Annotated in this window: 21 protein-coding genes and 1 other RNA gene; 11 read left to right on the forward strand and 11 right to left on the reverse strand. The window is 52.4% G+C overall.

Annotated features, from left to right (window positions below):
- Window positions 1-5 precede the first annotated feature (5 nt).
- From EDI29_RS09045 to gltB, 3 genes are all read right to left on the reverse strand, one after another.
- The gene (locus EDI29_RS09045; protein ID WP_012822108.1) at window positions 6-779 is read right to left on the reverse strand and encodes a (S)-acetoin forming diacetyl reductase; all 774 of its coding nucleotides are present in this window, start codon (window positions 777-779) and stop codon (window positions 6-8) included.
- Between the two features lie 261 nt (window positions 780-1,040).
- Window positions 1,041-2,459, reverse strand: coding sequence for a glutamate synthase small subunit (locus EDI29_RS09050; RefSeq protein ID WP_137740628.1), 1,419 nt, complete (start codon window positions 2,457-2,459; stop codon window positions 1,041-1,043).
- 9 nt (window positions 2,460-2,468) lie between these two features.
- Complete coding sequence (gene gltB / locus EDI29_RS09055) at window positions 2,469-6,929, reverse strand: glutamate synthase large subunit (RefSeq protein WP_137740629.1); 4,461 nt, start codon at window positions 6,927-6,929, stop codon at window positions 2,469-2,471.
- Between the two features lie 651 nt (window positions 6,930-7,580).
- Between gltB and mnmL the strand changes: the two genes are divergently transcribed.
- From mnmL to EDI29_RS09080, 5 genes are all read left to right on the forward strand, one after another.
- Complete coding sequence (gene mnmL, locus EDI29_RS09060; RefSeq protein ID WP_012822111.1) at window positions 7,581-8,510, forward strand: tRNA modification radical SAM protein MnmL/YtqA; 930 nt, start codon at window positions 7,581-7,583, stop codon at window positions 8,508-8,510.
- A 119-nt stretch (window positions 8,511-8,629) separates the two neighbouring features.
- The gene (arcB, locus tag EDI29_RS09065; RefSeq protein WP_137740630.1) at window positions 8,630-10,999 is read left to right on the forward strand and encodes an aerobic respiration two-component sensor histidine kinase ArcB; all 2,370 of its coding nucleotides are present in this window, start codon (window positions 8,630-8,632) and stop codon (window positions 10,997-10,999) included.
- A 494-nt stretch (window positions 11,000-11,493) separates the two neighbouring features.
- Entirely contained in the window at window positions 11,494-12,147 is a 654-nt protein-coding gene (gene elbB / locus EDI29_RS09070) for an isoprenoid biosynthesis glyoxalase ElbB (RefSeq protein ID WP_137740713.1), read from the forward strand.
- Entirely contained in the window at window positions 12,144-12,878 is a 735-nt protein-coding gene (mtgA, locus tag EDI29_RS09075; RefSeq protein ID WP_137740631.1) for a monofunctional biosynthetic peptidoglycan transglycosylase, read from the forward strand. Before elbB ends, mtgA begins: the two co-directional genes overlap by 4 nt.
- A 72-nt stretch (window positions 12,879-12,950) precedes the next feature.
- Window positions 12,951-14,246: an alginate lyase family protein gene (locus EDI29_RS09080; RefSeq protein ID WP_137740632.1), complete on the forward strand. Its 1,296-nt coding sequence runs from the start codon at window positions 12,951-12,953 to the stop codon at window positions 14,244-14,246.
- 104 nt (window positions 14,247-14,350) lie between these two features.
- Here EDI29_RS09080 and dolP read toward each other — a convergent pair whose 3' ends face one another.
- The 4 genes from dolP to EDI29_RS09100 are packed head-to-tail and all read right to left on the reverse strand — an operon-like array spanning window position 14,351 to window position 17,938.
- Entirely contained in the window at window positions 14,351-14,923 is a 573-nt protein-coding gene (dolP, locus tag EDI29_RS09085; RefSeq protein ID WP_137740633.1) for a division/outer membrane stress-associated lipid-binding lipoprotein, read from the reverse strand.
- Window positions 14,924-14,934: 11 nt separating this feature from the next.
- Window positions 14,935-15,525: a DnaA initiator-associating protein DiaA gene (gene diaA / locus EDI29_RS09090; RefSeq protein WP_005975525.1), complete on the reverse strand. Its 591-nt coding sequence runs from the start codon at window positions 15,523-15,525 to the stop codon at window positions 14,935-14,937.
- A gap of 41 nt (window positions 15,526-15,566) precedes the next feature.
- Complete coding sequence (locus tag EDI29_RS09095) at window positions 15,567-15,923, reverse strand: YraN family protein (protein ID WP_193555653.1); 357 nt, start codon at window positions 15,921-15,923, stop codon at window positions 15,567-15,569.
- A complete protein-coding gene (locus EDI29_RS09100; protein ID WP_137740634.1) occupies window positions 15,920-17,938 on the reverse strand; it encodes a penicillin-binding protein activator in 2,019 nt (672 codons plus the stop codon). Before EDI29_RS09100 ends, EDI29_RS09095 begins: the two co-directional genes overlap by 4 nt.
- 61 nt (window positions 17,939-17,999) lie before the next feature.
- Between EDI29_RS09100 and rsmI the strand changes: the two genes are divergently transcribed.
- The 5 genes from rsmI to ygiD all read left to right on the forward strand — a co-directional run bounded on the left by rsmI (window position 18,000) and on the right by ygiD (window position 20,988).
- Window positions 18,000-18,887, forward strand: coding sequence for a 16S rRNA (cytidine(1402)-2'-O)-methyltransferase (gene rsmI, locus EDI29_RS09105; protein ID WP_137740635.1), 888 nt, complete (start codon window positions 18,000-18,002; stop codon window positions 18,885-18,887).
- Window positions 18,888-18,912: 25 nt separating this feature from the next.
- An RNA gene (rnpB, locus tag EDI29_RS09110) (RNase P RNA component class A) lies at window positions 18,913-19,291 on the forward strand.
- Between the two features lie 203 nt (window positions 19,292-19,494).
- Window positions 19,495-19,749, forward strand: a complete 255-nt coding sequence (locus EDI29_RS09115) for a type II toxin-antitoxin system Phd/YefM family antitoxin (protein ID WP_137740636.1) — start codon at window positions 19,495-19,497, stop codon at window positions 19,747-19,749.
- The gene (locus tag EDI29_RS09120; protein WP_137740637.1) at window positions 19,739-20,026 is read left to right on the forward strand and encodes a type II toxin-antitoxin system RelE family toxin; all 288 of its coding nucleotides are present in this window, start codon (window positions 19,739-19,741) and stop codon (window positions 20,024-20,026) included. The genes EDI29_RS09115 and EDI29_RS09120 overlap by 11 nt, the downstream gene beginning before the upstream one ends.
- Before the next feature lie 176 nt (window positions 20,027-20,202).
- Complete coding sequence (gene ygiD, locus EDI29_RS09125; RefSeq protein ID WP_137740638.1) at window positions 20,203-20,988, forward strand: 4,5-DOPA-extradiol-dioxygenase; 786 nt, start codon at window positions 20,203-20,205, stop codon at window positions 20,986-20,988.
- Between the two features lie 55 nt (window positions 20,989-21,043).
- On the opposite strand, the gene EDI29_RS09130 is transcribed toward ygiD, so the two are convergent.
- The 4 genes from EDI29_RS09130 to tolC all read right to left on the reverse strand — a co-directional run bounded on the left by EDI29_RS09130 (window position 21,044) and on the right by tolC (window position 25,278).
- A complete protein-coding gene (locus tag EDI29_RS09130) occupies window positions 21,044-21,607 on the reverse strand; it encodes a tetratricopeptide repeat protein (protein WP_137740639.1) in 564 nt (187 codons plus the stop codon).
- A 152-nt stretch (window positions 21,608-21,759) separates the two neighbouring features.
- Window positions 21,760-22,920, reverse strand: a complete 1,161-nt coding sequence (locus tag EDI29_RS09135; RefSeq protein ID WP_137740640.1) for a glutathionylspermidine synthase family protein — start codon at window positions 22,918-22,920, stop codon at window positions 21,760-21,762.
- Between the two features lie 11 nt (window positions 22,921-22,931).
- Window positions 22,932-23,600, reverse strand: coding sequence for a DUF1190 family protein (locus EDI29_RS09140; RefSeq protein WP_137740641.1), 669 nt, complete (start codon window positions 23,598-23,600; stop codon window positions 22,932-22,934).
- 283 nt (window positions 23,601-23,883) lie between these two features.
- Window positions 23,884-25,278, reverse strand: coding sequence for an outer membrane channel protein TolC (gene tolC / locus EDI29_RS09145; protein ID WP_137740642.1), 1,395 nt, complete (start codon window positions 25,276-25,278; stop codon window positions 23,884-23,886).
- Window positions 25,279-25,616: 338 nt separating this feature from the next.
- Here tolC and nudF point away from each other — a divergent pair, with 338 nt between their 5' ends.
- Window positions 25,617-26,249, forward strand: coding sequence for an ADP-ribose diphosphatase (gene nudF, locus EDI29_RS09150; RefSeq protein WP_137740643.1), 633 nt, complete (start codon window positions 25,617-25,619; stop codon window positions 26,247-26,249).
- The last annotated feature ends 1 nt before the right edge of the window (window position 26,250 follow it).

The following is a 26,250-nucleotide window of genomic DNA, read 5'->3' on the forward strand; positions in this document are numbered from 1 at the left end:
TTGTGTTAATTGAACACCATTCCGCCATCAATGAGTAACGACTGTCCTGTCATATAGTCGGAATCGTGGCTGGCCAGATAGGAGACGCAAGCAGCGACATCTTCCGGCTCGGACAGGCGTCCCAGCGTGATGCGTTTGGCGAACTCTTCCGTTGCATACCCACGTGGTTTCCCTGCTGACTCAGAGATCTTCCTATCGATTTCATCCCACATCGGCGTTTTTACGATACCCGGGCAGTAGCCATTGACCGTGATGCCTAGCGGTGCTAAATCGCGTGCGGCCGTTTGTGTCAATCCACGAACCGCAAATTTACTTGAACTGTAGACGGCGAGTTCAGGATTGCCCACATGTCCAGCCTGTGAGCAGGCGTTGATGATTTTGCCACCGTGCCCCAGCGATTTGAAGGCATCGAGAGCCGCCTGAATACCCCAGATAACGCCTTTGACGTTGATGTTGTATACGCGATCGATGACTTCTGGCGTGATATCTTCAATCAAGGTTGAGGGGGCAACACCAGCGTTATTGACGATGACGTTAAAGTCACCAAAGCGTTTTTTGGTTTCTGCGACGGCAGTGAACACCGCCTCACGATCTGCGACATCGGCCTGTAATGCGATGGCCTGTCCGCCGGATTTTTCGATTTCCTGCGCCACACTGCGCGCAGTTTCTTGGTTATAGTCCACAATGGCGACGGCAAACCCGTCCTTCGCCAATCTGAGCGCAATAGCGCGGCCAATCCCCTGACCAGCCCCTGTTACAAGTGCCACTTCGGTTGTCATATTTACTCCTTAATGAAATCCAATCTCAATAAAGACAAATAAATGCCGGAGACAAGTGTACGCTTTTATCGTGATGCTGAAGGATTTATTACGAAAAGTTCTTTAAATCGAAGTGGAAAGATGAAGAATTTATTAGCTTATCTAGTGTGAAATTCTAAAGAAAGAGAGTGGGTTGTTGCTATCAGTTGCTAACAGGCGCTTCAGGTTAAACTGAAAAAGAAAAGGGCAGCCAGCGCTGCCCTTAAGAGAAGTGGGACGTTCTTACACTTCCAGATAGTTCATGATGCCGTCAGCAGCTTTACGGCCTTCTGCGATAGCCGTAACCACCAGATCGGAACCACGTACTGCATCGCCGCCCGCAAAAATTTTCGGGTTGCTGGTCTGGAACGCGTTATCGCAACTTTCTGGCGCGACAATGCGGCCTTGATCGTCGAGTTTGACGTCATGTTCTGCCAGCCACGCCATTTTGTGTGGACGGAAGCCGAACGCCATGATGACCGCATCGGCTTCCAGAACGTGCTCGGAGCCCTCTACGATTTCAGGACGACGACGGCCGTTGGCATCCGGTGCGCCCAGCGCGGTACGCGCCATTTTCACGCCGCATACTTTGCCTGCGCCATTGATCTCGACGCTCAACGGTTGCAGGTTGAATTTGAACTCGACGCCTTCTTCACGCGCGTTTTTCACTTCGCGTTTAGAACCCGGCATGTTCTCTTCATCACGACGATAGGCACAGGTAACGTGCGTTGAACCCTGACGAATCGAGGTACGCACGCAGTCCATCGCGGTGTCACCACCACCCAGCACCACAACGCGTTTACCCTGCATGCTGATGTAAGGCTCGTCAACGGCGGCTTCAAAGCCCATCAGCTGCTTGGTGTTGGCAATCAGGAATGGCAGAGCATCGTAGACACCCTGAGCATCTTCATTGTCCAATCCGCCACGCATAGACTGATAGGTGCCGACACCGAGGAACACCGCATCGTATTCGTCCAGCAGCGCTTTCATCTGCACGTCTTTGCCGACTTCGGTATTCAGACGGAATTCGATGCCCATCTCGGTGAAGATCTCACGACGTTTCACCATCACTTCTTTTTCGAGCTTGAAAGAGGGGATACCGAAGGTCAGCAGGCCACCGATCTCAGGGTGACGATCGAAAACCACAGCCTGTACGCCACTGCGTGCCAGCACGTCGGCACACGCTAGCCCAGCTGGGCCTGCGCCGATGATGGCGACGCGTTTGCCGGTTGGTTTAACGTTGGCAACGCTTGGCTTCCAACCCATCTCTATCGCTTTATCATTGATATAGCGCTCGATGTTGCCGATGGTAACCGCGCCGAACTCATCATTCAGCGTACAAGACCCTTCACACAGACGATCCTGTGGGCATACGCGGCCGCAGACTTCCGGCAGGCTGTTGGTCTGGTGCGATAACTCAGCCGCTTCGATAATACGGCCTTCATTCGCCAGCTTCAGCCAGTTCGGGATGTAGTTATGTACCGGACATTTCCATTCACAGTAAGGGTTACCGCATGACAGGCAGCGATCTGCCTGTGCTTTGGACTGGCTTTCTGAGAACGGCTCGTAGATCTCAACAAATTCAATTTTACGAATCTTCAGCGGTTTCTTGGGCGGATCAACGCGCTGTAAGTCGATAAACTGGTAAACATTCTGACTCATGATGACCTCTTACTGCGCCTGAACCCGCAGCTCGGCTGCGGAACGACTACGGTGACCCAACAATGCCTTCACATCACTTGACTTCGGTTTCACCAGAGCAAATTTCGGTGCCCAGGTCGGCCAGTTAGCGAGGATCTCTTCTCCGCGGTGTGAACCGGTATTCTGTACATGCTCGGTGATCAGGCCACGCAGATGTTCTTCATGAATAGCCAGTTCTTCGACATCCAGCACTTCCACCAGTTCCGGGTTAACGCGTTTACGGAATTCACCGTCTTCATCCAGCACGTAGGCAAATCCACCCGTCATACCTGCGCCAAAGTTCACGCCGGTACGACCCAGCACGCAGACGATACCGCCCGTCATGTATTCACAGCCGTTATCGCCGATGCCTTCTACCACGGTAATACAGCCGGAGTTACGCACGGCGAAACGCTCACCTGCGCGGCCTGCGGCAAACAGCTTACCGCCGGTAGCGCCGTACAGGCAGGTGTTACCGATGATACTGGCTTCGTGGCTGCGGAAGGCGGAACCCACCGGAGGACGCACGGAGATGCTGCCGCCCGCCATGCCTTTGCCCACGTAATCGTTGGCATCGCCAGTTAATTTCAGCTCAAGACCGCCAGCGTTCCAGACGCCAAAGCTCTGTCCTGCTGTACCGGAGAAGTAAGCTTTAATCGGATCGCCAGCCAGTCCTTGATCGCCATGTTTCTCGGCAATCGCACCAGACAGCGTCGCGCCGACGGAGCGATCGGTGTTGCGGATATCGAAATAGAGCGCTTTACCCTGTTTCGCATCAATGTGCGGTTGTGCCTGAGCCAGCAGCTCTTTGTTCAACAAGCCTTTATCGAACGACAGATTGCTTTCAGTGCAGTACAGCGCTTTGCCCGGCTGAGGCTGTGCAGCGTGCAGCAGCGGCGACAGATCCAGTTTGTTCTGCTTAGCGCTGAAACCGTCCAGCTCAACCAGCAAATCAGTACGACCAATCAGATCCACCAGACGGCTGACGCCCAGTTCTGCCATCAGCACGCGAGTTTCATGCGCGATGAAGTGGAAGTAGTTGGTAACACGCTCAGGCAGGCCGTGGTAGTGATCGCGGCGCAGCTTCTCATCCTGCGTTGCAACGCCTGTCGCACAGTTATTCAGGTGACAGATACGCAGGTATTTACAGCCCAACGCCACCATTGGCCCAGTGCCGAAGCCGAAGCTTTCCGCACCCAGAATCGCCGCTTTGACGATATCCAGACCGGTTTTCAGGCCACCGTCCACCTGAAGGCGGATTTTGTGGCGCAGGCCGTTGGAGACCAAAGCCTGCTGCGTTTCCACCAGTCCCAGTTCCCACGGGCAACCCGCGTATTTCACGGAGGACAGCGGGCTAGCACCCGTACCACCGTCGTAACCGGCGATGGTGATCAGGTCGGCATACGCTTTGGCAACGCCCGTAGCGATAGTCCCGACGCCCGGTTCGGACACCAGTTTTACCGAAATCATCGCTTTCGGGTTGACCTGTTTCAGATCGAAAATCAGCTGAGCCAGATCTTCGATAGAGTAAATATCGTGGTGCGGCGGGGGTGAAATCAGCGTCACGCCCGGCACGGAATAGCGCAGACGAGCAATGTACGGCGTGACTTTATCACCCGGTAACTGACCCCCTTCGCCCGGTTTCGCGCCCTGTGCCACTTTAATCTGAATCACATCGGCGTTAACCAGATAGGCTGGCGTCACACCAAAGCGACCAGAAGCAACCTGCTTGATACGAGACACCTTATTGGTGCCGTAACGCGCTGGATCTTCGCCGCCTTCACCGGAGTTGGAGAAACCGCCCAGTCCGTTCATCGCTTCAGCCAGCGATTCATGCGCTTCGGGGCTAAGTGCACCGATGGACATGGCCGCGGTATCGAAGCGTTTGAACATTTCAGAGGCCGGCTCAACGCTGTCGATCGCGATAGCCGCGCCTTCTTGCGGTTTCAGTGCCAGCAGGTCGCGTAAGGTTGCTGCTGGGCGCTCGTTAACCAGTTTGGCGTATTGCTCATAATCGCTGTACTCACCGGATTTCACTGCGGTTTGCAGCGTGGTGACAACATCCGGGTTGTAGGCATGGTATTCGCCGCCGTGAACAAATTTCAGCAGGCCACCTTGTTCCAGCGTTTTACGTTTCAGCCAGGCACGCTTGGACAGGTTCAACAGATCCTGTTCGAAGTCGCTATAGCTTGCCCCGCCGATGCGGCTGACGACGCCCAGGAAGCATTGCGTCGACACGTCTTTGTGCAGGCCCACCGCTTCAAACAGCTTGGAACAGCGATAAGACGCAATCGTCGAGATGCCCATTTTGGACATAATCTTGTACAGGCCTTTATTGATGCCGTTACGGTAGTTCAGCATCACAGCGCGATAAGGTTTGTCGATGGTGTGGTTATCCACCATCCGCGCCAGCGTTTCGTAAGCGAGGTAAGGATAGATAGCCGTCGCACCAAAGCCTAACAGCACGGCAAAGTGGTGCGGGTCGCGCGCACTGGCGGTTTCAACAATGATGTTGGCATCACAGCGCAGGCTCTTTTCTACCAGACGACGCTGAACGGCACCCACGGCCATCGGCGCAGGGACAGGCAGGCGTGATTCGCTAATGCCACGGTCAGACAGCACCAGCAGAACGGCACCGTCTCTGACTTTGCTTTCTGCTTCGTCACACAGTTTCTCGATGGTCTGTTGCAGCGTTTGCTGCGACGGATCAAACGTCAAATCCAGCGTGTCGGCGCGATAGTGCAGTTCATCCTGCGACGTCAACTGTGTGAAGTCGGAGTAAAGCAGGATCGGCGATTTAAAGCTCAGACGGTGAGCCTGGCCTTCCGCTTCACAGAAGACGTTCATTTCACGACCAATGCTGGTCGCCAGCGACATCACATGGGCTTCGCGTAGCGGATCGATCGGCGGGTTAGTGACCTGCGCGAACTGCTGACGGAAGTAGTCATAAATGATGCGTGGACGGCTCGACAGTACGGCGAACGGCGTGTCGTCACCCATGGAGCCGGTCGCTTCCTGACCATTTTCACCCAGCACGCGGATAACCTGATCCAGCTCTTCGCTGCTGTAGCCGTACTGTTTCTGGTAGGTTTCCAGCAGTTCGTTGTCGAATTCACGGCTACCGACCTGATCGTCTGGCAACTCTTCAAACGGCACCAGGCGCTTAACGTTTTTCTCCATCCACTCTTTGTAAGGATGGCGGCTTTTCAGATCGTTATCGGTTTCGGCAGAGTGCAGAATGCGGCCGCTGCGGGTGTCGATCACCATCAGCTCGCCCGGACCAACACGTCCTTTTTCAACCACTTCATCCGGCTGATAATCCCAGATACCCACTTCAGACGCGCAGGTGATCAGCTTGTCTTTAGTGATGACATAGCGCGCGGGACGCAGGCCATTACGATCCAGGTTACAGGCGGCATAGCGCCCGTCGGACATCACGATACCGGCTGGGCCATCCCACGGCTCCATGTGCATGGAGTTAAAGTCGAAGAATGAGCGCAGCTCAGGGTCCATATCCGGGTTATTCTGCCAGGCTGGCGGAACCAGCAGGCGCATAGCGCGGATGATATCCATCCCGCCGCTCAGGAACAGTTCCAGCATGTTGTCCAGCGAGCTGGAGTCGGAGCCGGTTTCGTTGACGAACGGCGCGGCATCCTGCAAATCTGGAATCAGCGGGGTTTTGAATTTGTAAGCACGTGCGCGCGCCCATTGACGGTTACCGGCGATGGTGTTGATCTCACCGTTGTGCGCCAGATAGCGGAATGGCTGCGCCAGCGGCCAGCGTGGCACGGTGTTGGTTGAGAAGCGCTGGTGGAACAGGCAAATTGCTGATTCCATACGCAGATCGGCCAGATCGAGGTAGAAGCGTGGCAGATCTGCTGGCATGCACAGACCTTTATAGATCGTCACCAGATTGGAGAAACTACAAACGTAGAACTCTTTGTCTTCGATACGTTTTTCGATACGACGACGCGCCATGAACAGGCGGCGTTCCATATCACGTTGACGCCAGCCTGCCGGGGCGTTAACGAAAATTTGCTCAATACGTGGCATGGATGACAGGGCTATTTCACCCAGGACATCCGGGTTGGTCGGCACTTCACGCCAGCCCAGTACCGACAGCGTTTCGTTCTGCAACTCTTCTTCTACAATCCGACGCGTCGCGCGAGCCAGATCTTCGTCCTGATTGAGAAACATCATGCCAACGGCGTAGTTTTTGGCTAAACGCCAGCCGTGCTCTTCTGCCACCAGGCGAAAGAAACGATCGGGCTTCTGAAGTAACAAACCGCAGCCGTCGCCAGTCTTGCCGTCAGCAAGGATTGCGCCACGGTGCTGCATGCGTGCAAGTGCGTGAATCGCGGTACGCACTACTTTATGGCTCGGCTCACCTTCTATATGGGCGATTAGTCCGAAACCACAGTTATCTCTCTCTTGGGATGCATCGTACAACATATTAGTGAACCTCCCCAGGCTCTGTGTGACTCTCACAACCTACTGCGAGAAAGCACCGTGGCGTTGAGCGGCTAGTATTACGCTCTCTTCTTCGGCCTCTCGTGACGGTCTCACAAGTGGTAAATGACTTGTTTTTAGAGGGAGTCTTCATTTACTGCATAAATATGACGAATCATGGACCCGTCAGGAAAGCTTCCAGCGGATTCCCAAATTAGCGAGAAACCCTGTTCAGGTCAAATACCAGTGCAAAATGTGCTGATAAGCGATAATTTTTAGTTATACGTATGAAACATAATGATTTTTTTAGAAAAACTATCGCGGGAAATGAATATGGGATTTAATTGAAGTGTGAGCTGTATCACTATACAAAAGCGTAAGAACCCTTATCCATGCTACGTTATTTCTGCGTTGTAGAATATTCTGCTGTATATGGCTACTTTTAGATTTAATGAAACTATTTTTAAGTATTGCTTCATCTTTTCATCAGGCATGCCTACGAGATAAGAAAAATTAATTGGCACAGACGTGAGTTTATTTTCACTAAAAGCGAATAAAAATGCATTTCATTGGCATGTGTGTGATTGATCGCGGTCATCGCGAAGGGGGCAAGAGAAAGGTAGTCTGCTGTTCCTCAAGGGAGCAGGCTAGAATATGCAATTGCAAAAATTAATCAATATGTTTGGCGGAAATCTTCAACGCCGCTATGGCGAGAAGATCCACAAGCTGACACTGCACGGCGGGTTTAATTGCCCCAACCGTGATGGCACGCTGGGGCGGGGCGGTTGTACGTTCTGTAATGTCGCCTCGTTTGCCGATGAGCAGATGCAACAACGCAGTATTGCGCAGCAGTTGGAAGCACAGGCGGGAAAGGTGAATCGGGCCAAGCGCTATCTGGCCTATTTTCAGGCGTATACCAGTACCTATGCCGAAGTTCAGGTACTGGAAAGTATGTATCAGGAAGCGTTGAAGCAGGCCGAGATGGTGGGGCTTTGCGTGGGGACGCGCCCCGACTGCGTGCCAGATGCCGTACTGGATTTATTGTCCCGCTATCATGACCGGGGTTATGAAGTTTGGCTGGAACTCGGTTTGCAAAGTGCCTGTGACAAAACGCTGCACCGGATTAATCGCGGCCATGATTTCGCCTGCTATCAGGAAACCACCCGCCGTGCGCGTGAACGCGGGCTGAAAGTGTGTAGCCATCTGATTGTGGGTTTGCCGGGAGAAGACGCACAGCGCTGCTTATCGACGTTGGAGCAGGTTGTTGAGACCGGAGTTGAAGGCATTAAGCTCCATCCTCTCCATATCGTGGAGGGCAGCACGATGGCGAAGGCCTGGCGTGCCGGAAGGCTGCCCGAATTAGCCTTGGATCGCTACGTGGAGACGGCAGGAGAGATGATTCGCCATACGCCGCCAGACGTGATCTATCACCGCATTTCCGCCAGCGCCCGACGTCCGACCCTGCTGGCTCCGCTCTGGTGTGAAAATCGCTGGACGGGCATGGTCGAGCTGGATCGCTATCTGCAAACACACGGCGTACAGGGTTCCGCACTGGGCACACCTTACCGATACGATGGCGTCTGATGTGTCAAAAGAGGCTGGCAGCAGAAGCCGGTATTTCATGTTGTGAATCTACGAGGCCGCGCCGTATAAACCGCTATTTTACGTTATGATGCGCGGGTGGGTGTCTAAGGGAAATCGCTATGAAGCAAATTCGTCTGTTGGCTCAGTACTATGTTGATTTAATGGTAAAACTGGGGCTTGTCCGTTTTTCACTGCTGCTGGCCTCGGTGTTGGTGCTGCTGGCGATGGTGGTGCAAATGGCGGTCACTCTGTTGCTCAGTGGGGAAGTCGAAAATATCGACGTTGTCCGCTCTATTTTCTTCGGGCTGCTGATTACGCCCTGGGCCGTTTATTTTCTCTCTGTGGTGGTGGAGCAGCTTGAAGAGTCGCGTCAGCGGCTGGCGAAGCTGGTCGCGAAGCTGGAAGAGATGCGCCATCGCGATCTGGAACTGAATGTGCAGCTTCAGGAGAACATCGCGCAGCTCAATCAGGAAATCGCCGATCGTATCAAAGCGGAAGAAGCTCGTGTGCTGGTAATGAGCCGCCTCAAAGAAGAGATGTCTCGCCGCGAACAGGCACAAATTGAGCTGGAGCAGCAATCTGCGCTGCTGCGTTCATTCCTCGATGCTTCGCCAGATCTGGTTTACTACCGTAACGAAGAAAAAGAATTTTCCGGCTGCAACCGCGCGATGGAGCTGCTGGTGGGCAAAAGCCAGAAGCAGCTCATTGGCCTGACGCCGCAAGATGTTTACGCTCCCGATATTGCCGAGAAAGTGATGGAGACGGACGAAAAAGTGTTCCGCCACAACGTTTCTCTGACCTATGAACAATGGCTGGTTTATCCCGATGGGCGTAAAGCCTGTTTTGAGCTGCGCAAGGTGCCGTTTTATGACCGAATGGGCAAACGTCACGGGCTAATGGGATTTGGACGCGATATAACGGAGCGTAAGCGTTACCAGGACGCGTTAGAGAACGCCAGTAGGGAGAAGACTACCTTTATCTCAACTATCAGCCACGAGCTTCGTACGCCGCTTAATGGCATTGTCGGGTTAAGTCGTATCCTGCTGGATACGCAACTTGACCCTGAGCAGCAAAAATACCTGAAAACTATCCACGTCAGCGCGATTACGCTGGGCAATATCTTTAACGACGTGATTGAGATGGATAAACAGGAGCGCCGCAAGGTGCAACTGGATAATCAACCGATCGATTTCACTGGCTTTTTGGTGGATCTGGAAAACCTCGGCGGCCTGTTAGCGGAGCCGAAAGGCCTGAAGCTGATTATGGATCAGCATCAGCCTCTGCCGCAGAAAGTGATTACTGACGGCACGCGCCTGCGGCAGATTTTGTGGAACCTGCTCAGTAACGCGGTGAAATTTACGCCGAAGGGTGAGAAAGGCGAAAAGGGCGAAATTGTGGTGCGCGTCTGGCATGAAAAGGGCGATCGCCTGCGCTTCGAGGTTGAAGATTCAGGGATGGGCATCCCGGCCGATGAATTGGAAAAAATCTTCGCCATGTATTATCAGGTCAAAGACCAGCACGGCGGGAAACCCGCAACGGGGTCGGGAATCGGTCTGGCGGTGTCGAAGCGCCTGGCACAGAACATGGGGGGCGATATCCAGGTTTCCAGTACGCAAGGTAAGGGCTCCTGCTTTACTCTGACCGTCATTGCGCCGAGCGTTGATGAAGCGGGAAGCCACCTTGAAGACGATGATGACATGCCGCTACCTGCGCTGCACGTTCTGCTGGTGGAGGATATCGAGCTGAACGTGGTAGTTGCGCGCTCAGTGCTGGAGAAACTGGGTAATAGCGTGGATGTCGCCATGACCGGGCAAGACGCGCTAGATATGTTCGATCCCGATGAGTTCGATCTGGTGTTGCTTGATATTCAACTGCCGGACATGACCGGGTTGGACGTGGCGCGTCAGCTACGTTCACGTTATGCCAACCGCAACATGCCGCCGCTGGTGGCGCTGACGGCGAATGTGCTGAAAGATAAACGTGAATATCTGGATGCGGGTATGGATGACGTGCTCAGCAAACCGCTGTCGGTGCCTGCGCTGACGGCTGTCATCAAACAATTTTGGGATAACCACACGGTGTGGACGGAAAACCCCGTCGCTGAGGAAGGTGATGAAATGGAAAAAGCAAAAGAAGACCTGCTGGATATTCCGATGCTGGAACAGTATCTGGATTTGGTGGGGCCGAAATTAATTCATCAGAGTCTGGAGATGTTTGAACAGATGATGCCGGGCTATCTGGCGATTCTGGATTCCAATATGACGGCGCGCGACCAGAAAGGGATTACGGAAGAAGGGCATAAAATTAAAGGGGCGGCGGGTTCTGTTGGGTTACGGCATCTACAGCAAGTTGCCCAGCAGATTCAGACTTCATCGCTACCGGCATGGTGGGATAACGTGCAGGAATGGGTCGATGAGCTTAAGCATGACTGGCGTCATGACGTTCAGGTACTGCGTGATTGGGTAGCCAAAGCAGAAAAAGAGTCCTGATTCAGTTTTACGGCCACAAGGATGTGGCGAGTAACGCGGTTAGAAATTTTTTCGTATCGCGCGATATCATGCGAAAAATGCAGGGCGACGTTAGATTGAGTGGTGTTTACGATTGAAGAGGGATGGAGAATGCGAGGCTTTGCACGTTTTCATTCGGTAGAAAAAAATGACCCCGACCGAAGCCGGGGTGCGCGAATTATGCGCCAACACCAGGGAAAACATGCACCTGCATTTAGATCTCAGGGTTTGTAAACTCGCAAGTGCGGATATTCGTGTCTTTAACGTGTCTTAACCATAACAACTTAAACAACTTACAACAGTAACTGAAGAACTTACAACAACAAGTAAAGCCCAAGTACTGTACATCTTCATCAAGCAACAAAATAGCAAATGTGGAAATCTTTGTTACAAGAATCATTAAAATGTGTGATGTAGATTAGTGTTTGTCAATTAAAAAATCAATTAGTTGATGTAATGAAATGAAGGAAAAGATGATGAAACGAGTCGGCATTGTCCTTAGTGGCTGTGGTGTTTATGACGGTTCCGAGATTCATGAAGCCGTGTTGACGTTACTTGCGCTGGATCGCGCAGGCGCACAAGCAGTTTGCTTTGCGCCAGATAAGCCGCAATTACAGGTGGTTAATCATCTGACGGGTGACGTAACTGGTGAGAATCGCAACGTTTTAGCAGAATCAGCACGGATCGCCAGAGGAAAAATCCAGCCGCTTTCTACCGCGAATGCACAAGATTTAGATGCGTTGATTGTGCCGGGGGGTTTTGGCGCTGCAAAAAATTTAAGCGACTTTGCCACGCAGGGATCGGCCTGTCAGATCGATGAAATGCTGCAACTGCTCACACGGGAAATTTATAAGCAAAGTAAACCAATTGGTTTTATTTGCATCTCGCCTGCGTTGTTGCCGACGATCTTGGGTGTACCCGTTCGTGTAACTGTTGGTAACGATATCGATACCGCTGAGGCTGTCGAAGAAATGGGCGGTATCCACGTTGTTTGTCCGGTCGATGATATCGTGGTGGATGAGGAACATAAAATCGTAACGACACCAGCCTATATGCTGGCTAACTCCATCAGCGAAGCGGCGCAAGGCATTGATAAGCTCGTTGCTCGCGTATTGGCTCTCACCGAATGAGGTGGAGCAGGAGGCGTGGAGGCTTACTCATGTGGCTTAAGCGTCTGATTATTCGGAGTGTATTGGTTGTCATCGGGGCGTGGCTCGCAGGTATCCTGCTGTTCTCTTTCCTGCCGGTGCCGTTTTCAGCGGTGATGGTTGATAGGCAGCTCAGCGCATGGCTGAAAGGCGAATTCTCCTATGTTGCTCATTCGGATTGGGTTTCCATGGACGATATCGCACCGGAAATGGCGCTGGCGGTGATGGCGGCAGAAGACCAAAAATTTCCTCAGCATTGGGGTTTCGATGTTGATGCGATTGGTCAGGCATTGAAACACAACGAACGCAACACGCAGCGGATTCGCGGGGCGTCTACGCTATCGCAGCAGATGGTGAAGAATCTGTTTTTGTGGGATGGACGTAGCTGGGTGCGTAAAGGGCTTGAGGCGGGGATTACGACCGGGGTGGAGCTGATGTGGACAAAACGGCGGATTCTTACCGTGTATCTGAATATCGCCGAATTTGGCCCCGGGATTTTTGGCGTGGAAGCGGCTGCCAGACGTTATTTCAACAAATCTGCCAGCAGGCTGACGGCAAGCGAATCTGCGTTGCTGGCGGCGGTATTGCCGAACCCTATCCGCTTTCGTGCGAATGCGCCCTCTAGCTATGTCATTCAACGTCAGCAGTGGATTTTGCGCCAGATGCGACAGATGGGCGGCGATGCGTTTTTGCGAGATAACAATCTGAATTAAGTCGCTTTGTTCGTTTACTATACCGAGAATTTTTTTGCGCTAACGTTCGTGTTTTCGACATCAGGAGAAAGTATGCGGTTACGTTATTGGTCAGGTTTACTGGTTGCATTGTGTTGTGTGGCTTCTGTTGCCCATGCGGACGCGGAGCTTAAAGCGTCATCCCCCGATAATCCCTACGCCTTCTTGCAGCAGCCCCAGCTATCCGTAGTAAAACAGCAGCTACAGCAGAAAACGGAAAAACCGCAGACGCGAATGGCGTATGAGCAGCTTATTTCGGAAGCCGAACGCGCACTGAAAATTGACAACCCTAGCGTGACGGAAAAAAAATCCACGCCACCTAGTGGTTCAAAGCATGATTATTTGAGCCTCAGCACCTACTGGTGGCCCGATCCCGACAAAGCTGATGGTTTGCCTTGGATTCGTCGTGATGGGCAGGTAAACCCTGCCAGCAAGGATGAAGAGACGGATGGGGTGCGGTTGGCTACATTCACGGCTCAAACGCAGGCATTGACGCTGGCGTGGTATTTCTCGGGCAAACAGGCGTATGCCGATAAGGCAACGTCAATGATCCGTAGCTGGTTTATCGACCCTGCAACGCGCATGAACCCTAATCTCGATTTTGCGCAGGGCGTGCCGGGCATCGCGCCGGGCAGGGGCTCAGGCGTGCTGGACGGGCGCTATTTTTCCACCCGTATCGTCGATTCGCTGATTATGCTGCGTCAGGCACCGGGCTGGACGACGCAGGATGAGCAGCAGATGCAGAAATGGATGAGCGATTACCTGCACTGGTTGCAAACCAGTAAACTGGGGAAAAAAGAGGCAACGGCCAAGAATAATCACGGTAGCTGGTATACCGTACAAGTCGCGGGCATCGCCTGGTATCTGGGGAAAATTGACGTGGTGAAATCCATGTCGCAATTACAGCGAGAGAAATTGGATCATCAACTGCAACCAGATGGTGCTCAGCCGGAAGAATTGGCGCGTACCCGTTCCTTCCATTACAGCTACTTCAACCTTCAGGCGATAACGGATATGGCTACTCTGGCTTCTCGTGTCGGGGAGAATGTCTGGCAATATCAAACGCCGAAAGGGAGCAGTGTGATAAAGGCACTGGATTTTATGGCACCGTATTTGGATGAAAACAAAGCGTGGCCGCGCAAGACGATGGACAGGCAAAGCAGCCGCCTTATCCCACTGCTTTTGCAGGCTGAGCGTGTATTGAAAACGCCGCGTTATCAGACGCAAATCAGGCAGGCGGGCTTTGCGGAATTACTCACGGGCAAGGCTGGCAAGCAGGATAAAGAACCGAGCCATATCAGCGTTGAAACCCGCCGTGCGCTCTGGCTGCTGAATCCAGCTACGCCCTGATCTCAGCGGGTAAAGAAACGCTTCCTCTGGCTGGGATAAAAAGCGCAGAGATAAAAAAACCGCTGATGAGTGCATCAGCGGTTTTTGTTCGTAAACGCGTCGTGTTATTGCAGGTAGGTAAAGGCGGTCGTTACGTGTTTAACACCACTAACCTTACTGGCAATTTCTGCGGCGGAGGTGCCTTCACGCGGTGTCACCAAACCTAACAGGAAGACTTCGCTGTTTTCCGTAGTGACTTTTACGTTAGAGGATTTAACCGTATCACTAGCCAAAATTTGTGAGCGAACTTTGGTGGTGATCCAGGTATCCAGGGAGGCGGTTCCCATTGAAACCGGGGTGCCTTGACGTATTTCGTTATAGACTTCGGCTGCACCTTCCACGCCGAGGGCGATTTGCTTAGCCCGACTTGCCATCTCTGTGCTCGGAGCCTGCCCTGTTAACAGTACTTTCCCCTGATAAGCCGTCGCAACGATACGGGCATCTTTTTTCAACTGCTCGTCTTTGCTGATTGCATTCGTCACGCGGACTTCCAGTGTGCCATCGTCAACCTGCGTGCCGACGGTACGTGGGTCAGTGGCCGTCTTGGTCGCTACGGCACTGCCAACTGCGACAACCCCGACACAGCCTTGTAGCAGCAGGGCGATAGACAGCACGGCAAATGCAGAACTTATCCTCATGTAGTGCTCCTTCAATCGTTCTGGTGTGGAAAAAGTGTGTTATCAATCAAATCGCACAGGCAATTTACTGTCAACATGTGCATTTCCTGAATACGGGCGCTGCGGTGTGACGGGATGCGAATCTCCACATCCTGTGGCCCAAGCAACCCGGCCAGTTCTCCGCCATCGTACCCGGTCAAGGCGACAATCGTCATGTCGCGGGTAACGGCAGACTCTACGGCTTTCACAATATCGCGACTGTTGCCACGGGTTGAAATTGCCAGTAGTACGTCGCCCGCCTGACCTAACGCTCTGACTTGTTTGGCATAGACTTCTTCATGCAAGCGGTCATTGGCTATTGCAGTTAAGACCACATTATCTGCATTTAGTGCGATGGCGGGTAAGCTGGGGCGCTCTGCTTCAAAGCGGTTAATCATGCTGGCGGCAAAATGTTGCGAATTGGCTGCCGATGTTCCGTTACCGCAGCACAGAATTTTGTTACCGTTTAGCAGAGATTGCACCATCGCAATCGCACCGCGGGAAATGGCGTCAGGCAAGGCTTCTGCCGCTGCAATCTGCGTTTGAATACTCTCAGTAAAACAAACTTTTATTCTATCCAGCACGTTGAGTTAACCTACGTAAATTGAAATCCATCAAGGATGTATTATCCCTGTGCAGCAAAGGCATTGGGGAGCCAATTGAACTCTTTGCCCGTAATGGCCAGCACGTCAAAACGGCAATCCACCGTGTCAAAGCTGGCTCCTTGCTGCGCCAACCACACGGCGGCGGCATGCAGTAACCGCTGCTGTTTGCGGCGAGTGACGCTGGCAGCGGCATCGCCAAAATGCGCGTTACGCCGATAGCGTACTTCGACAAACACCCAGATATGGCGATCGCGCATGATCAAATCCAGCTCGCCGCCGCGTAGCGTAACATTTGCGGCGGTGAAGGTTAGGCCCGCGCGTTCAAGATAGCGCCGAGCCTGTTGTTCGTAAACTGCGCCAGCCGCTCGTTGATTCAGAGAACAGGCACTAACTGACCCTGACGGTATTGCTGCCAGGTGAGTTGCCGGTTGATGGTGCAATCCGGTCCTGCGCTTAACATCCCCGTTGCGCCAGGAATCTGGTGACCCGGAATCTGGCGCATTTCACCAAAGTGGCTGGCGAGCGTCCAGGCATCCATCCCCATGGCATACAGGCGGACTAACGAGTAATCGTTTTTAAACTGGCTGCTGACCTGTTGCATCAATGCCGGGTTCGCGCCTGCGAGCAGTGGGATATCGCTGAACTGCAAACCTTCCATTTCGAGGCGGAAATCAGGGCCTAACCCAGCCTGGAAGCTACGTGAGCTGGCATAGAGCGCAGGGCGAGCGCGTGATGTGGTGCGCATGTCGATCATTGGCTTAATCAGCGCCAGCTCGTCTGGCGTGGCGATAATATAGACCGCATCAATATTACCACTGACGGCGGAACTAGCCGTTGGTTGAACCTGTGATGGGATGGTTAGGCCGCCGATGGTCGTACCCGTTTGTGCCTGTTGCGGCGAAACGTTAACGGGTTGGCCGCTCAGGCTTAAGCCCGCACCGTTATTGATAGCCTGTTTTAACTCCGCCGTGTTGCCAAAGCGCTGTTGCAAAGAACTGGTACCGCTTTGCTGGTTCCAGGCCTGAGCGAAGGCGTTGACGATACGGTCGCCCAGCGCGCCGCGAGGGGCTAAGACCAGAGGCTGCTGTTTACCCTGCTGATGGATAAACTTAGCTGCGTCTCTGGCTTCATCTTCTGGGGAGAGCGCGAAATAGCAAATGTTAGGGCTATTTTCGACGTGTTCTGGCTGGTTCAACGCCAAAATATTCAGCGGCGACTGGCTGCTCGCCAACTGATCCACTTCATTTTTCAGCAGTGGGCCGATAACCAGTGATGCACCATCCTGCTTTGCCTGAGTGAGAATATTAGCCAGCGGTTGTGAAGAGGTGTCATACACTTTGACCGGGAGCGAGCTGGACAACCCCGCGCTTGTCGGTTGTGCTTCGGGCGCTGGTGCCGTGGATGCGGCCGCCTGATCGCTGTATGGCGCAGACGATTGAGCACCCTGTCCATCAGATGATGGTGTTACCTGCCCGTCTTGCGTGGTGCCTGTTGTCGGTGCGGCAGGCGCAGATACGGGGGCGGTGGCTATCTGGCCGTTCTTTGCTGCGTTAAAACCTTGCTGGATCGCATTGGCAAAAACCTGCGCCTGACCGTTAAGCGGTAACAGCAGCGCGATGCTATTGACAGACGATGGCTGATAATTGATGACCTGATTTAACTGCGTAGGCAGCGTTTTCGCGGCAGGGTGATGCGGATAACGCGTCTGCCAATCCTGAATGGCGCTCTGTAACTGGTCAGGGGACTCGCGGTTGTTCTGATAATTACTTAGCAAATCCACCCAGCCCTGAAGCACGTTTTCATTCGCGTTAATCAGCAGCGCCCCAGACTCCTGCGGTGACATTTGCGTCAATGTCAGCCAGGTTTGATCGAGATTCATCTGGTGCTCATCGCCTTTCAGCAATGGCTCCTGCGCGATATAGGCCCGCAGTAGCTCAATGGAAGGACGCCCTTGCGCTGTTTTGATTTGTATCTGGTAATAACGTTGTTTCTGCTGATCGGAAAGTGCACCGATATCAAGCTGGCTCAGCGCTGCCTTGGCCGCATCCATATTGTTCTGGGTGACGGACAGTTCCGCACCGAGTAGCTGCTGTTCTTGTTTTTGCGCTGCACTCAGTTTTTCTGGTAGCGCGTTGAACTGCTGGCTTGCCTGAGGGGCTTTCCCTTCCTGTAGCAGAGAACGAATAGCAAGTAATTGCCAGTCAGCCTTGTTATTATCGCTACTTTGCTGCATCTGTTGCAGATAATAATCAGATGATGCGTCGGCTTTGCCCTGAACCTCGGGTGGTGGGCTCTGCGGTGCGTGACTTGGACAGCCTGCGAGAAACAGTGCCGCTAACAAAACAGGGATAACACGCCCTGCCTGGGTACGGACGAAATGAAAAGGAAGCATACTGTATCCAGTGATTTTTTTTGAAGATGCTCAATATTAAATCGGCAACCCGGATGAAACAATGAATCAAGACCAACAAGCAGATATTTCTGCATCTACCCTCTACATTGTCCCCACGCCAATCGGCAATCTGGGCGATATCACGCAGCGTGCGCTGGCGGTATTGGCGAGCGTTGATCTGATCGCCGCAGAGGATACCCGCCATACCGGTCTGCTGTTACAACATTTTGCGATTAATGCGCGGCTGTTCGCATTACACGATCACAACGAACAACAAAAAGCGGATGTGCTACTGGCTAAATTGCAGTCAGGGCAAAGCATCGCGCTGGTTTCAGATGCAGGCACACCGCTGATTAACGATCCCGGTTACCATTTGGTTCGACGCTGCCGCGAAGCGGGCGTGCGTGTGGTGCCGCTGCCGGGTGCCTGCGCGGCGATAACGGCGCTCTCTGCGTCCGGTCTGGCGTCTGATCGCTTTTGCTATGAAGGTTTTCTGCCTGCCAAAACGAAAGGGCGCAAAGATAAGCTGCGTGAGCTAGAGGAAGAAACCCGCACGCTGATTTTCTACGAATCCACACATCGTCTTTTGGACAGCTTGCAGGATATCAGCGAGGTGCTGGGAGCTGAGCGTTATGTGGTGCTCGCACGTGAAATCACCAAAACCTGGGAGTCGATTCACGGCGCACCTGTAGGTGAATTGCTGGCCTGGGTGAAAGAAGATGAGAACCGCCGCAAAGGGGAAATGGTACTGATTGTGGAAGGGCATCAGGTTGATGACAGTGCGCTCTCTTCTGAAGCACTGCGCACACTAGCGCTATTGCGTGCTGAATTGCCGCTGAAGAAAGCGGCGGCGCTGGCGGCTGAAATTCACGGCGTGAAGAAAAACGCACTTTACCGCTATGGGCTGGAGCAAGAAGGCAATAGTGGTGAATCGGGGGATGACAAATAGGGCAATTTACCCTATTATCCGCGCCGGAGTTGACCAGACAGTCGCCGCTTCACTGCCGTCCCTTTCGGGGGAGACAGGTGGAGGGGAGGAAAGTCCGGGCTCCACAGGGCAGGGTGCCAGGTAACGCCTGGGAGGCGCAAGCCTACGACTAGTGCAACAGAGAGCAAACCGCCGATGGCCCATGTAAGTGGGATCAGGTAAGGGTGAAAGGGTGCGGTAAGAGCGCACCGCGCGACTGGCAACAGTTCGTGGCACGGTAAACTCCACCCGGAGCAAGGCCAAATAGGGGTTCACATGGTACGGCCCGTACTGAACCCGGGTAGGCTGCTTGAGCCAGTGAGTGATTGCTGGCCTAGATGAATGACTGTCCACGACAGAACCCGGCTTAACGGTCAACTCCCTTCATCATAAAACCCCGCTTCGGCGGGGTTTTGCTTTATGGGGGCAGGCAAGATGAATGACTGTCCACGACGCTTTTTATGAAAGAAAGCGGCTTAACGGTTAGTGTGAAACGATGTTTAGGAAATATGATAATGAGTGCTTTTAAAAGTGCTATTATTAGGGTGTTTAAGTTATCTTTGACTAACCGAATTGAGTGATTGAGATTATGGCTTTTAATATCCTAACTAACACCGCTGCCAGCATCACTGAGTTGAAACGTGACCCAATGGGTACAGTACGGGCTGCTGAAGGTGAAACTATCGCTATACTGAACCGGAATGAACCGGCCTTCTACTGTGTGCCCCCCGCCGTATTCGCTTATTTAATGGAACTGGCTGAAGACGCAGAACTGGGGAAAACCGTTGATGATCGGATGTCAGAATTAGCTGACGCGAAAGAGATTTCGCTCGATGACCTATAAGTTAAAATTTGTGCCTTCTGCAATGAAGGAATGGAAAAAGTTAGGGCATCCTGTCCGAGAGCAGTTCAAGAAAAAATTGGCTGAGCGTTTGGAAAATCCTCGAGTTCCTTCAGCCCAACTTCATGGCCGTAAAGACCAGTATAAAATTAAACTGAAGTCTGCTGGTTACAGGCTGGTGTATTTGGTTCAGGATGAGGTCATTACTGTGATGGTTATGGGGGGTGGAAAGCGGGAAGGTAGCCAGATTTATTCTGATACTAAAGGTCGTTCTGCTTAATCTGATCTTTTGCGAGTCCTGCCCCTTGTCGATATCTTCTCATGCCGCGTAATTCCTTTCAAATTAATTGATGTACTTCATCACATAACTCTGACTTTTTCTGTGTCATAAAGCGCGTAAAGTAACGTCATCGCGTGCGGTTGCACGTTCGCTGACATCTTTCAGAGGATATGACTATGAACAACACTTCCCGGATGCCTGCACTGTTCCTCGGCCACGGTAGCCCGATGAACGTGTTGGAAAGCAATGCGTATACTCAGGCATGGCAAACGCTGGGTGAGACGCTACCACGTCCGAAGGCGATTATTGCGGTTTCTGCCCACTGGTATACCCGGGGTACGGCGGTGACGGCGATGGAAAATCCACGCACCATTCATGACTTTGGTGGCTTCCCGAAGGCGCTGTTTGATACACAGTATCCAGCCCCCGGCTCACCTGAGTTAGCCGCGAGAATCCAGCAGGTGCTGGCGCCGTATCCTGTTACTGCCGATCACAGCCAATGGGGATTGGATCACGGTTCTTGGGGCGTGCTGATAAAGATGTACCCGAATGCAGATATCCCCGTTGTGCAACTGAGCGTGGACGGTACACAACCTGCTGCGTATCACTATGAATTAGGGCGCAAGCTGGCGGTACTGCGCGATGAAGGCATTATGATTGTCGCGAGCGGCAACGTGGTGCATAACCTGCGGATGGCGAAATGGGATGGCGACGCGGAGGCGTATCCGTGGGCTATATCATTCAATCAATTTGTGCGTGATAACCTGACTTATCAGGGTAATGGCCATCCGTTGGTTAATTTTATGCAGCACGAAGGGGCTGTGTTATCCAACCCGACTCCTGAACATTACCTTCCACTGCTCTATGTACTGGGAAGCTGGGACGGCAAAGAGGCAATTAGCATTCCGGTCGATGGGTTCGAGATGGGATCGCTGAGTATGCTGTCGGTGCAGGTGGGGTAAGATCGAGTTTGAAAGGGGATCGGTTTAGATCCCCTTTGCGTATTATCAAACGCGACTATTTTTTCTTTTGCTCATCTTCGATGAACGCCAGCATTTTGTTTGCGCCGCTTGTTAATTTTTCATCTGCCTGAGGGTTGTTGAGCACTTTTTTCGCCCATTCTGCGGATTGTACATAGTCTCTTGGAAGCTCGGTGTGTTTGGCTAGCACGACAGATAATAAGAGTTGTGCCGGTGCGAAACCCGATTCCGCTGATTTTTTCAGGTAAGCCACACCAGACTTAGGATCATAGTGATCGCCGTTACGTTGGTTTAGGTAGGCTTTAGCGAGTAAAAACTGAGCGGGGGCATCGTTAGCATCAGCCTCGATTTTCAACCGTTCGATACCTTCTGTGCGATAAAGCGGCCAGCTGCTGCGCAGAAGTGTTCGGGTAAGCTGTTTTTGCGCTTCTTTATCACCTTGTTCCGCTTTGTCCCTGAGCGCCTTGAGCGCGGCTTCTTCATTCGAAATTTCTTGCGCCAGAGAGGTATTAGATGATTTTCCCGATGCGGGTTCCGCGGCATAGACAGGCAGATGAGAAGCAAAACAAAAGAGTAATGCTGTTAAGAGTGTTTTTTTCATGATGTCCCTTTATTGGTTCTTCCTATTTAAAACAAGCCGAGTAATTCAGGAAAACGTAATTAACATGTTAGGCGGAATTGATTCTTTTTAAACGAAAGAACACATAGAAGAATACGCAGGTAGCATAGGAGATACGCCACCTGCGGAAGTGCTTAATCCAAAATGGTGTGCGGATAGAAGCGCGAGAGATCCTGAGTGATCAGGGCGCGATCTTCACGTACGCCGATACCGCAGGGCTGATCGTTCACCAACCAGCTACCAATCAGCGTGTAGCTGTCGCCAAATTTCGGCAGTTGATGGTACTGCTGGATAATCATGCCTTCTTCGCCATAAGGGCCGTCGGCTGATGCTATCTCTTTTCCGTTTTCAATGATTTGGATGTTCGCCCCTTCGCGTGAAAACAGCGGCTTGATGACGTAGCTGTCTAGCTCGGGGTGTTCATCTTCCGCAAAGTAGGCGGGAAGCAGATTGGGGTGATTGGGGAACATTTCCCACAGCATCGGCAGCAGCGCTTTATTGGAAATGATGCTTTTCCAGGCGGGCTCTAGCCAGCGTACGCCCGCATCTTCCAGCTTGGTGGAAAACATCTCGCGCAGCATGAACTCCCACGGATATAGCTTGAACAGATTACTAATCACCTGATTTTCAGGATCGGTAAACTGGCCTTTCTCACCGAGGCCAATTTCCTCAATGTACAGAAACTCGCTTGGCAGACCCGCTTCCAGCGCACAGTCCTGAAGATATTGCACCGTACCGCGATCTTCTTCCGTATCCTGACAGCAAGCGAAGTGCAGCAAGCCAAAGCCGTGATTCAGCTTCAGCTCCTCAAAGCGTTCAATCAGCTTTTCCTGAATGCTGTTGTACTGGTCAGAATTCTGCGGCAACTTCCCGGCGTTGATTTGATCTTCCAGCCAGAGCCATTGGAAAAAAGCCGCTTCGTACAGCGACGTCGGCGTATCCGCATTGTTCTCCAGCAGCTTGGCTGGGGATTTACCGTCATAGGCCAGATCGAGACGTGAATACAGCGAAGGCTGATGGGTACGCCATGAGTGTCTGACGAATTCCCAGGTGTGTTTGGGAATGCGGAATTTGGTGAGCAGCGTGTCGCTGCTGACGACTTTTTCCACCACTTGCAGACACATTTGGTGCAGTTCTGCTGTCGTTTCTTCCAGCTCTTCGATCTGAGCCAGCGTGAACTGGTAGTAAGCCTCTTCGCTCCAGTAGGGCTCGCCGTACATGGTGTGAAAACGAAAACCAAACTCGGTCGCTTTTTCCTGCCAGTCAGGACGCGCAGTAATATCTATCCGCTTCATTCGATACGTCCTCAGCCGCCCATACTGCGGGAAGAGCTGGAGTTGGAACTAGCGCTGCTACGCTGCATGCTGGTTTGCTTGGCGACGGTTTCACCAAAGCCACCGCGCGTAATGGTGGATGTCGTTGCAGGCTTCGGTGCAAGTGCGGTTTTAGGCACCGTCATGGTACGGCCTGTCGTCGCGTTGCCGTAGTTTTTGCCAGCAGCATCAACGAATTTGCCGTTAGCCGGGCTGGTGGGGGATTTTGAACTGAACAACGGCTGCTGTGTGAAACCAGCTCCACCACTCATCATTCGGCCCATCATATAACCAGCCATCAGCGGCATCCAGGACATCCCACCACCCTGTTGCGATTCTGCTGCCATACCTGCCTGTGCAGGGGCTTGGGTACACTGTGCTTCACCAAATTCCGCTACGCAATCTTCTTTTGTCGCGTATTTTGGTGCCGTTTTTTCCGCTTCTTTTAATGCATTATTGTATGCGGTGGTGCATTGGGCAGCCATCGACGGGTTAGCTGACGAACAGTCATCCGCATTCTGGTAGAGGGAGACGGTTTCATCGGTTTGTTCGCAGCCCGCGAGGAGAAATACAGCGCTGACGGCTAAGGCAACAGGTGCCAGACGGTACGTTCGCCATTCCTTGCGGAACGTTTCCTGATTAATGTTTTTTGTACGTTTCATTGTGTTTATCCCAGAGCAAAGTGTCACGATTAATGACAAATATGTGTCGCTAAGAATAGGGGAACGCTGCCTGAATTTAAAGCATCAATGGTACGAATGGCCGCAACGAGCGGACTCTTTACGTTGTTATACACTCTGCTGTGCGATGTTTCGCTTTATAGCGTACGTGACAACTTCAGCATTCTGGTGCAGTCACATTCTTCTGTGGGGAAAGCGTAGGCATGAAAAAGGGGGAACTGTGGTTCCCCCCTTTGTATCGGATATTGCTTAACGCCGCTACGGATTAACGCTGCGCTGAGGCAGTCGTCGTCTGCGGGGCACTGTTGTCCGTTACGGTAGGCGTGGTTGATACCGGTTGACCCAGTGACGCATTCAACGCTTGCAGATCGTTTTCATTCAGCGTGCCCTGCGCGGATTTAATGTTTAACTGGTTGATCAGATAATCATAACGTGCGCTGGAGAGTTGCTGTTTGGCGTTATACAACGTGGTGGTGGCATCCAGTACGTCAACGATGGTACGTGTTCCTACCTGATAACCCGCTTCCATTGCATCCAGAGAGCTTTGTGCAGACACTTCAGCCTGTTTGTAAGCGTTGATGCTGCTAATGGAAGCAGAGATGTTGTTGAACGATGAACGAACAACTTGGATCACAGAACGGTGCGCGCTTTCCAGCAGTTCACTGGAACTGACATAGCGGTGCTGTGCCTGTTTCACCTGAGAATTGGTGATACCGCCGTTGTACAGCGGAAGCGTAAAGTTGATGCCCACTCTGTGCTGGCCAGCGTCTGAATCGTTAAATGAGTTACTGTTTTGCGTTCTTGAACCCGAATAGCGAGTGTCGCTCACTCCAGTCGATGCCGTGAGATCCAGTGTCGGCATATAACCCGTTTCGGATGAGCGAATTTGCTCACGAGCCAAATCCTGGCTTAAACGTGCGGACAACAGGTTCAAGTTGCGGTTTTCCGCTTCTTTCAACAGATTGTTGACGGCTTCAGGTTTCTGAGTCGAAAAACGCTCGATGTTCAGGCCCGCTAACTGCGGGTAGAAATTGCCAGTAATCTGGCGCAGTGATTCCAGTGCGTTGTCCAGCGTATTACGTGTCAGAACCTCATTGGCCAGCACGCTGTCATACTGTGCACGGGCGTTCTGGACGTCGGTAATCGCGACCAGACCCACGTTGAAGCGCTGCGTCGTCTGGTCTAACTGACGATAAATTGCCTGTTTCTGAGCGCTGATATAGGATAAAGAGTCAATCGCGCGCAGCACATTGAAATAGGCTGTCGCCGTGTTCAGCATCAGATTTTGTTGCGCTGTCTGGTACACGACGTCTTCGATACCGGCTTGTTTTTCTTGCAGTGTCAGCGCACGCCATCTGGACATGTCGAACAGCGTCTGGGTCAGTTGTAATGACGCGCTTTTCTCATTGCTGTTGACGCCATTACTGTCACGGTAACCCTTGTTATAGGTATAACCCGTGTTGATCCCCAACTGCGGCAGTAACGGGCTGCGAGCTTCGTTGATTCTTTCAAACGCGGCGTCACGTGTTGCCGCAGAGCTGCGTAAATCTGGGTTGGTGCTTTTTGCCTGCTGGTAGACCTGTAGCAGGTTTTCCGCCTGACTCATGGCGCTAAAACCACCCAGGCTCAGACCAATAAGAAGAGGGAGCAATTTCTTCATTTGCATTCCTTGTTGTGCAGCAATCTCGCTATGGTAGCGCTGTCTGTAGACGAATAATTGTCGATTCTATCAGAATCTGCCAATAGGATAAGGTAGCTGAACGTGCCATCTTTCAGCGCAATACGTCCGAAAGGTCAGATAAATTGACCCTTTGGGTGATTCAGTGCGACGTTTTGTTGTTCAGTAAGATACCGAAAAGCGATGCGGTGTGCGGGTATAACCCTCGGTTTCGCTGACGTCACGCCTAATAAATGCTCAAAAACAATGATGAGTATAATGACAGTGGGTTCCGCCCTACAATACCGGATTCCATGAATACTTGTTACAGGAGTGCAGCTATGGTGTCTTCCGTGTCCGGCCCCGTTACTTTCACCAAAGATGATGTAGAAATTATTGCACGTGAAAAACTGTACGACGGTTTTTTTTCGCTGGAGCGTTACCGTTTCCGCCATCGCCTGTTTAATGGCGGGATGAGCGGTGAAGTCAGCCGTGAGATCTTAGAGCGTGGTCACGCCGTCGTGCTGCTGCCTTACGATCCGGTGCGGGATGAAGTCGTACTGATAGAACAGATACGTATTGCTGCCTATGACACCAGCGCGTCTCCCTGGCTGTTTGAGCTGGTGGCTGGCATGATTGAACCAGGAGAAAGTCACGAAGAGGTGGCACGACGTGAAGCGGAAGAAGAAGCAGGATTAAGGGTTGGCCGCTGCCGACCGATAATCAACTATCTTGCCAGCCCTGGCGGCACCAGTGAACGTCTGGCCGTAATGGTGGGCGAAGTGGATGCACGTACGGCGAAAGGGATTCACGGTCTGGCGGAAGAAAACGAAGATATCCGCGTGCATGTGGTGAGCCGAGAACAAAGTTATCAATGGGTTGAGGACGGTATCGTTGATAACGCTGCATCTGTCATTGCCTTGCAATGGTTAGCGTTGCACCATGAAGAACTGAAACGTACGTGGGTGGATTGAA

The organism is Pectobacterium polonicum (assembly GCF_005497185.1).
Lineage (GTDB): Bacteria > Pseudomonadota > Gammaproteobacteria > Enterobacterales > Enterobacteriaceae > Pectobacterium > Pectobacterium polonicum.

What these genes read in the sequence shown, in the direction of transcription:
- EDI29_RS09135 (WP_137740640.1), bottom strand. Translation starts at nt 22,920, where the DNA reads ATGAAGCGGATAGATATTACTGCGCGTCCTGACTGGCAGGAAAAAGCG.
- mnmL (WP_012822111.1), top strand. Translation starts at nt 7,581, where the DNA reads ATGCAATTGCAAAAATTAATCAATATGTTTGGCGGAAATCTTCAACGC.
- EDI29_RS09120 (WP_137740637.1), top strand. Translation starts at nt 19,739, where the DNA reads ATGACCTATAAGTTAAAATTTGTGCCTTCTGCAATGAAGGAATGGAAA.
- EDI29_RS09100 (WP_137740634.1), bottom strand. Translation starts at nt 17,938, where the DNA reads ATGCTTCCTTTTCATTTCGTCCGTACCCAGGCAGGGCGTGTTATCCCT.
- EDI29_RS09045 (WP_012822108.1), bottom strand. Translation starts at nt 779, where the DNA reads ATGACAACCGAAGTGGCACTTGTAACAGGGGCTGGTCAGGGGATTGGC.
- EDI29_RS09050 (WP_137740628.1), bottom strand. Translation starts at nt 2,459, where the DNA reads ATGAGTCAGAATGTTTACCAGTTTATCGACTTACAGCGCGTTGATCCG.
- gltB (WP_137740629.1), bottom strand. Translation starts at nt 6,929, where the DNA reads ATGTTGTACGATGCATCCCAAGAGAGAGATAACTGTGGTTTCGGACTA.
- nudF (WP_137740643.1), top strand. Translation starts at nt 25,617, where the DNA reads ATGGTGTCTTCCGTGTCCGGCCCCGTTACTTTCACCAAAGATGATGTA.
- EDI29_RS09130 (WP_137740639.1), bottom strand. Translation starts at nt 21,607, where the DNA reads ATGAAAAAAACACTCTTAACAGCATTACTCTTTTGTTTTGCTTCTCAT.
- ygiD (WP_137740638.1), top strand. Translation starts at nt 20,203, where the DNA reads ATGAACAACACTTCCCGGATGCCTGCACTGTTCCTCGGCCACGGTAGC.
- EDI29_RS09140 (WP_137740641.1), bottom strand. Translation starts at nt 23,600, where the DNA reads ATGAAACGTACAAAAAACATTAATCAGGAAACGTTCCGCAAGGAATGG.
- mtgA (WP_137740631.1), top strand. Translation starts at nt 12,144, where the DNA reads ATGAGGTGGAGCAGGAGGCGTGGAGGCTTACTCATGTGGCTTAAGCGT.
- arcB (WP_137740630.1), top strand. Translation starts at nt 8,630, where the DNA reads ATGAAGCAAATTCGTCTGTTGGCTCAGTACTATGTTGATTTAATGGTA.
- EDI29_RS09115 (WP_137740636.1), top strand. Translation starts at nt 19,495, where the DNA reads ATGGCTTTTAATATCCTAACTAACACCGCTGCCAGCATCACTGAGTTG.
- EDI29_RS09080 (WP_137740632.1), top strand. Translation starts at nt 12,951, where the DNA reads ATGCGGTTACGTTATTGGTCAGGTTTACTGGTTGCATTGTGTTGTGTG.
- rsmI (WP_137740635.1), top strand. Translation starts at nt 18,000, where the DNA reads ATGAATCAAGACCAACAAGCAGATATTTCTGCATCTACCCTCTACATT.
- tolC (WP_137740642.1), bottom strand. Translation starts at nt 25,278, where the DNA reads ATGAAGAAATTGCTCCCTCTTCTTATTGGTCTGAGCCTGGGTGGTTTT.
- dolP (WP_137740633.1), bottom strand. Translation starts at nt 14,923, where the DNA reads ATGAGGATAAGTTCTGCATTTGCCGTGCTGTCTATCGCCCTGCTGCTA.
- elbB (WP_137740713.1), top strand. Translation starts at nt 11,494, where the DNA reads ATGAAACGAGTCGGCATTGTCCTTAGTGGCTGTGGTGTTTATGACGGT.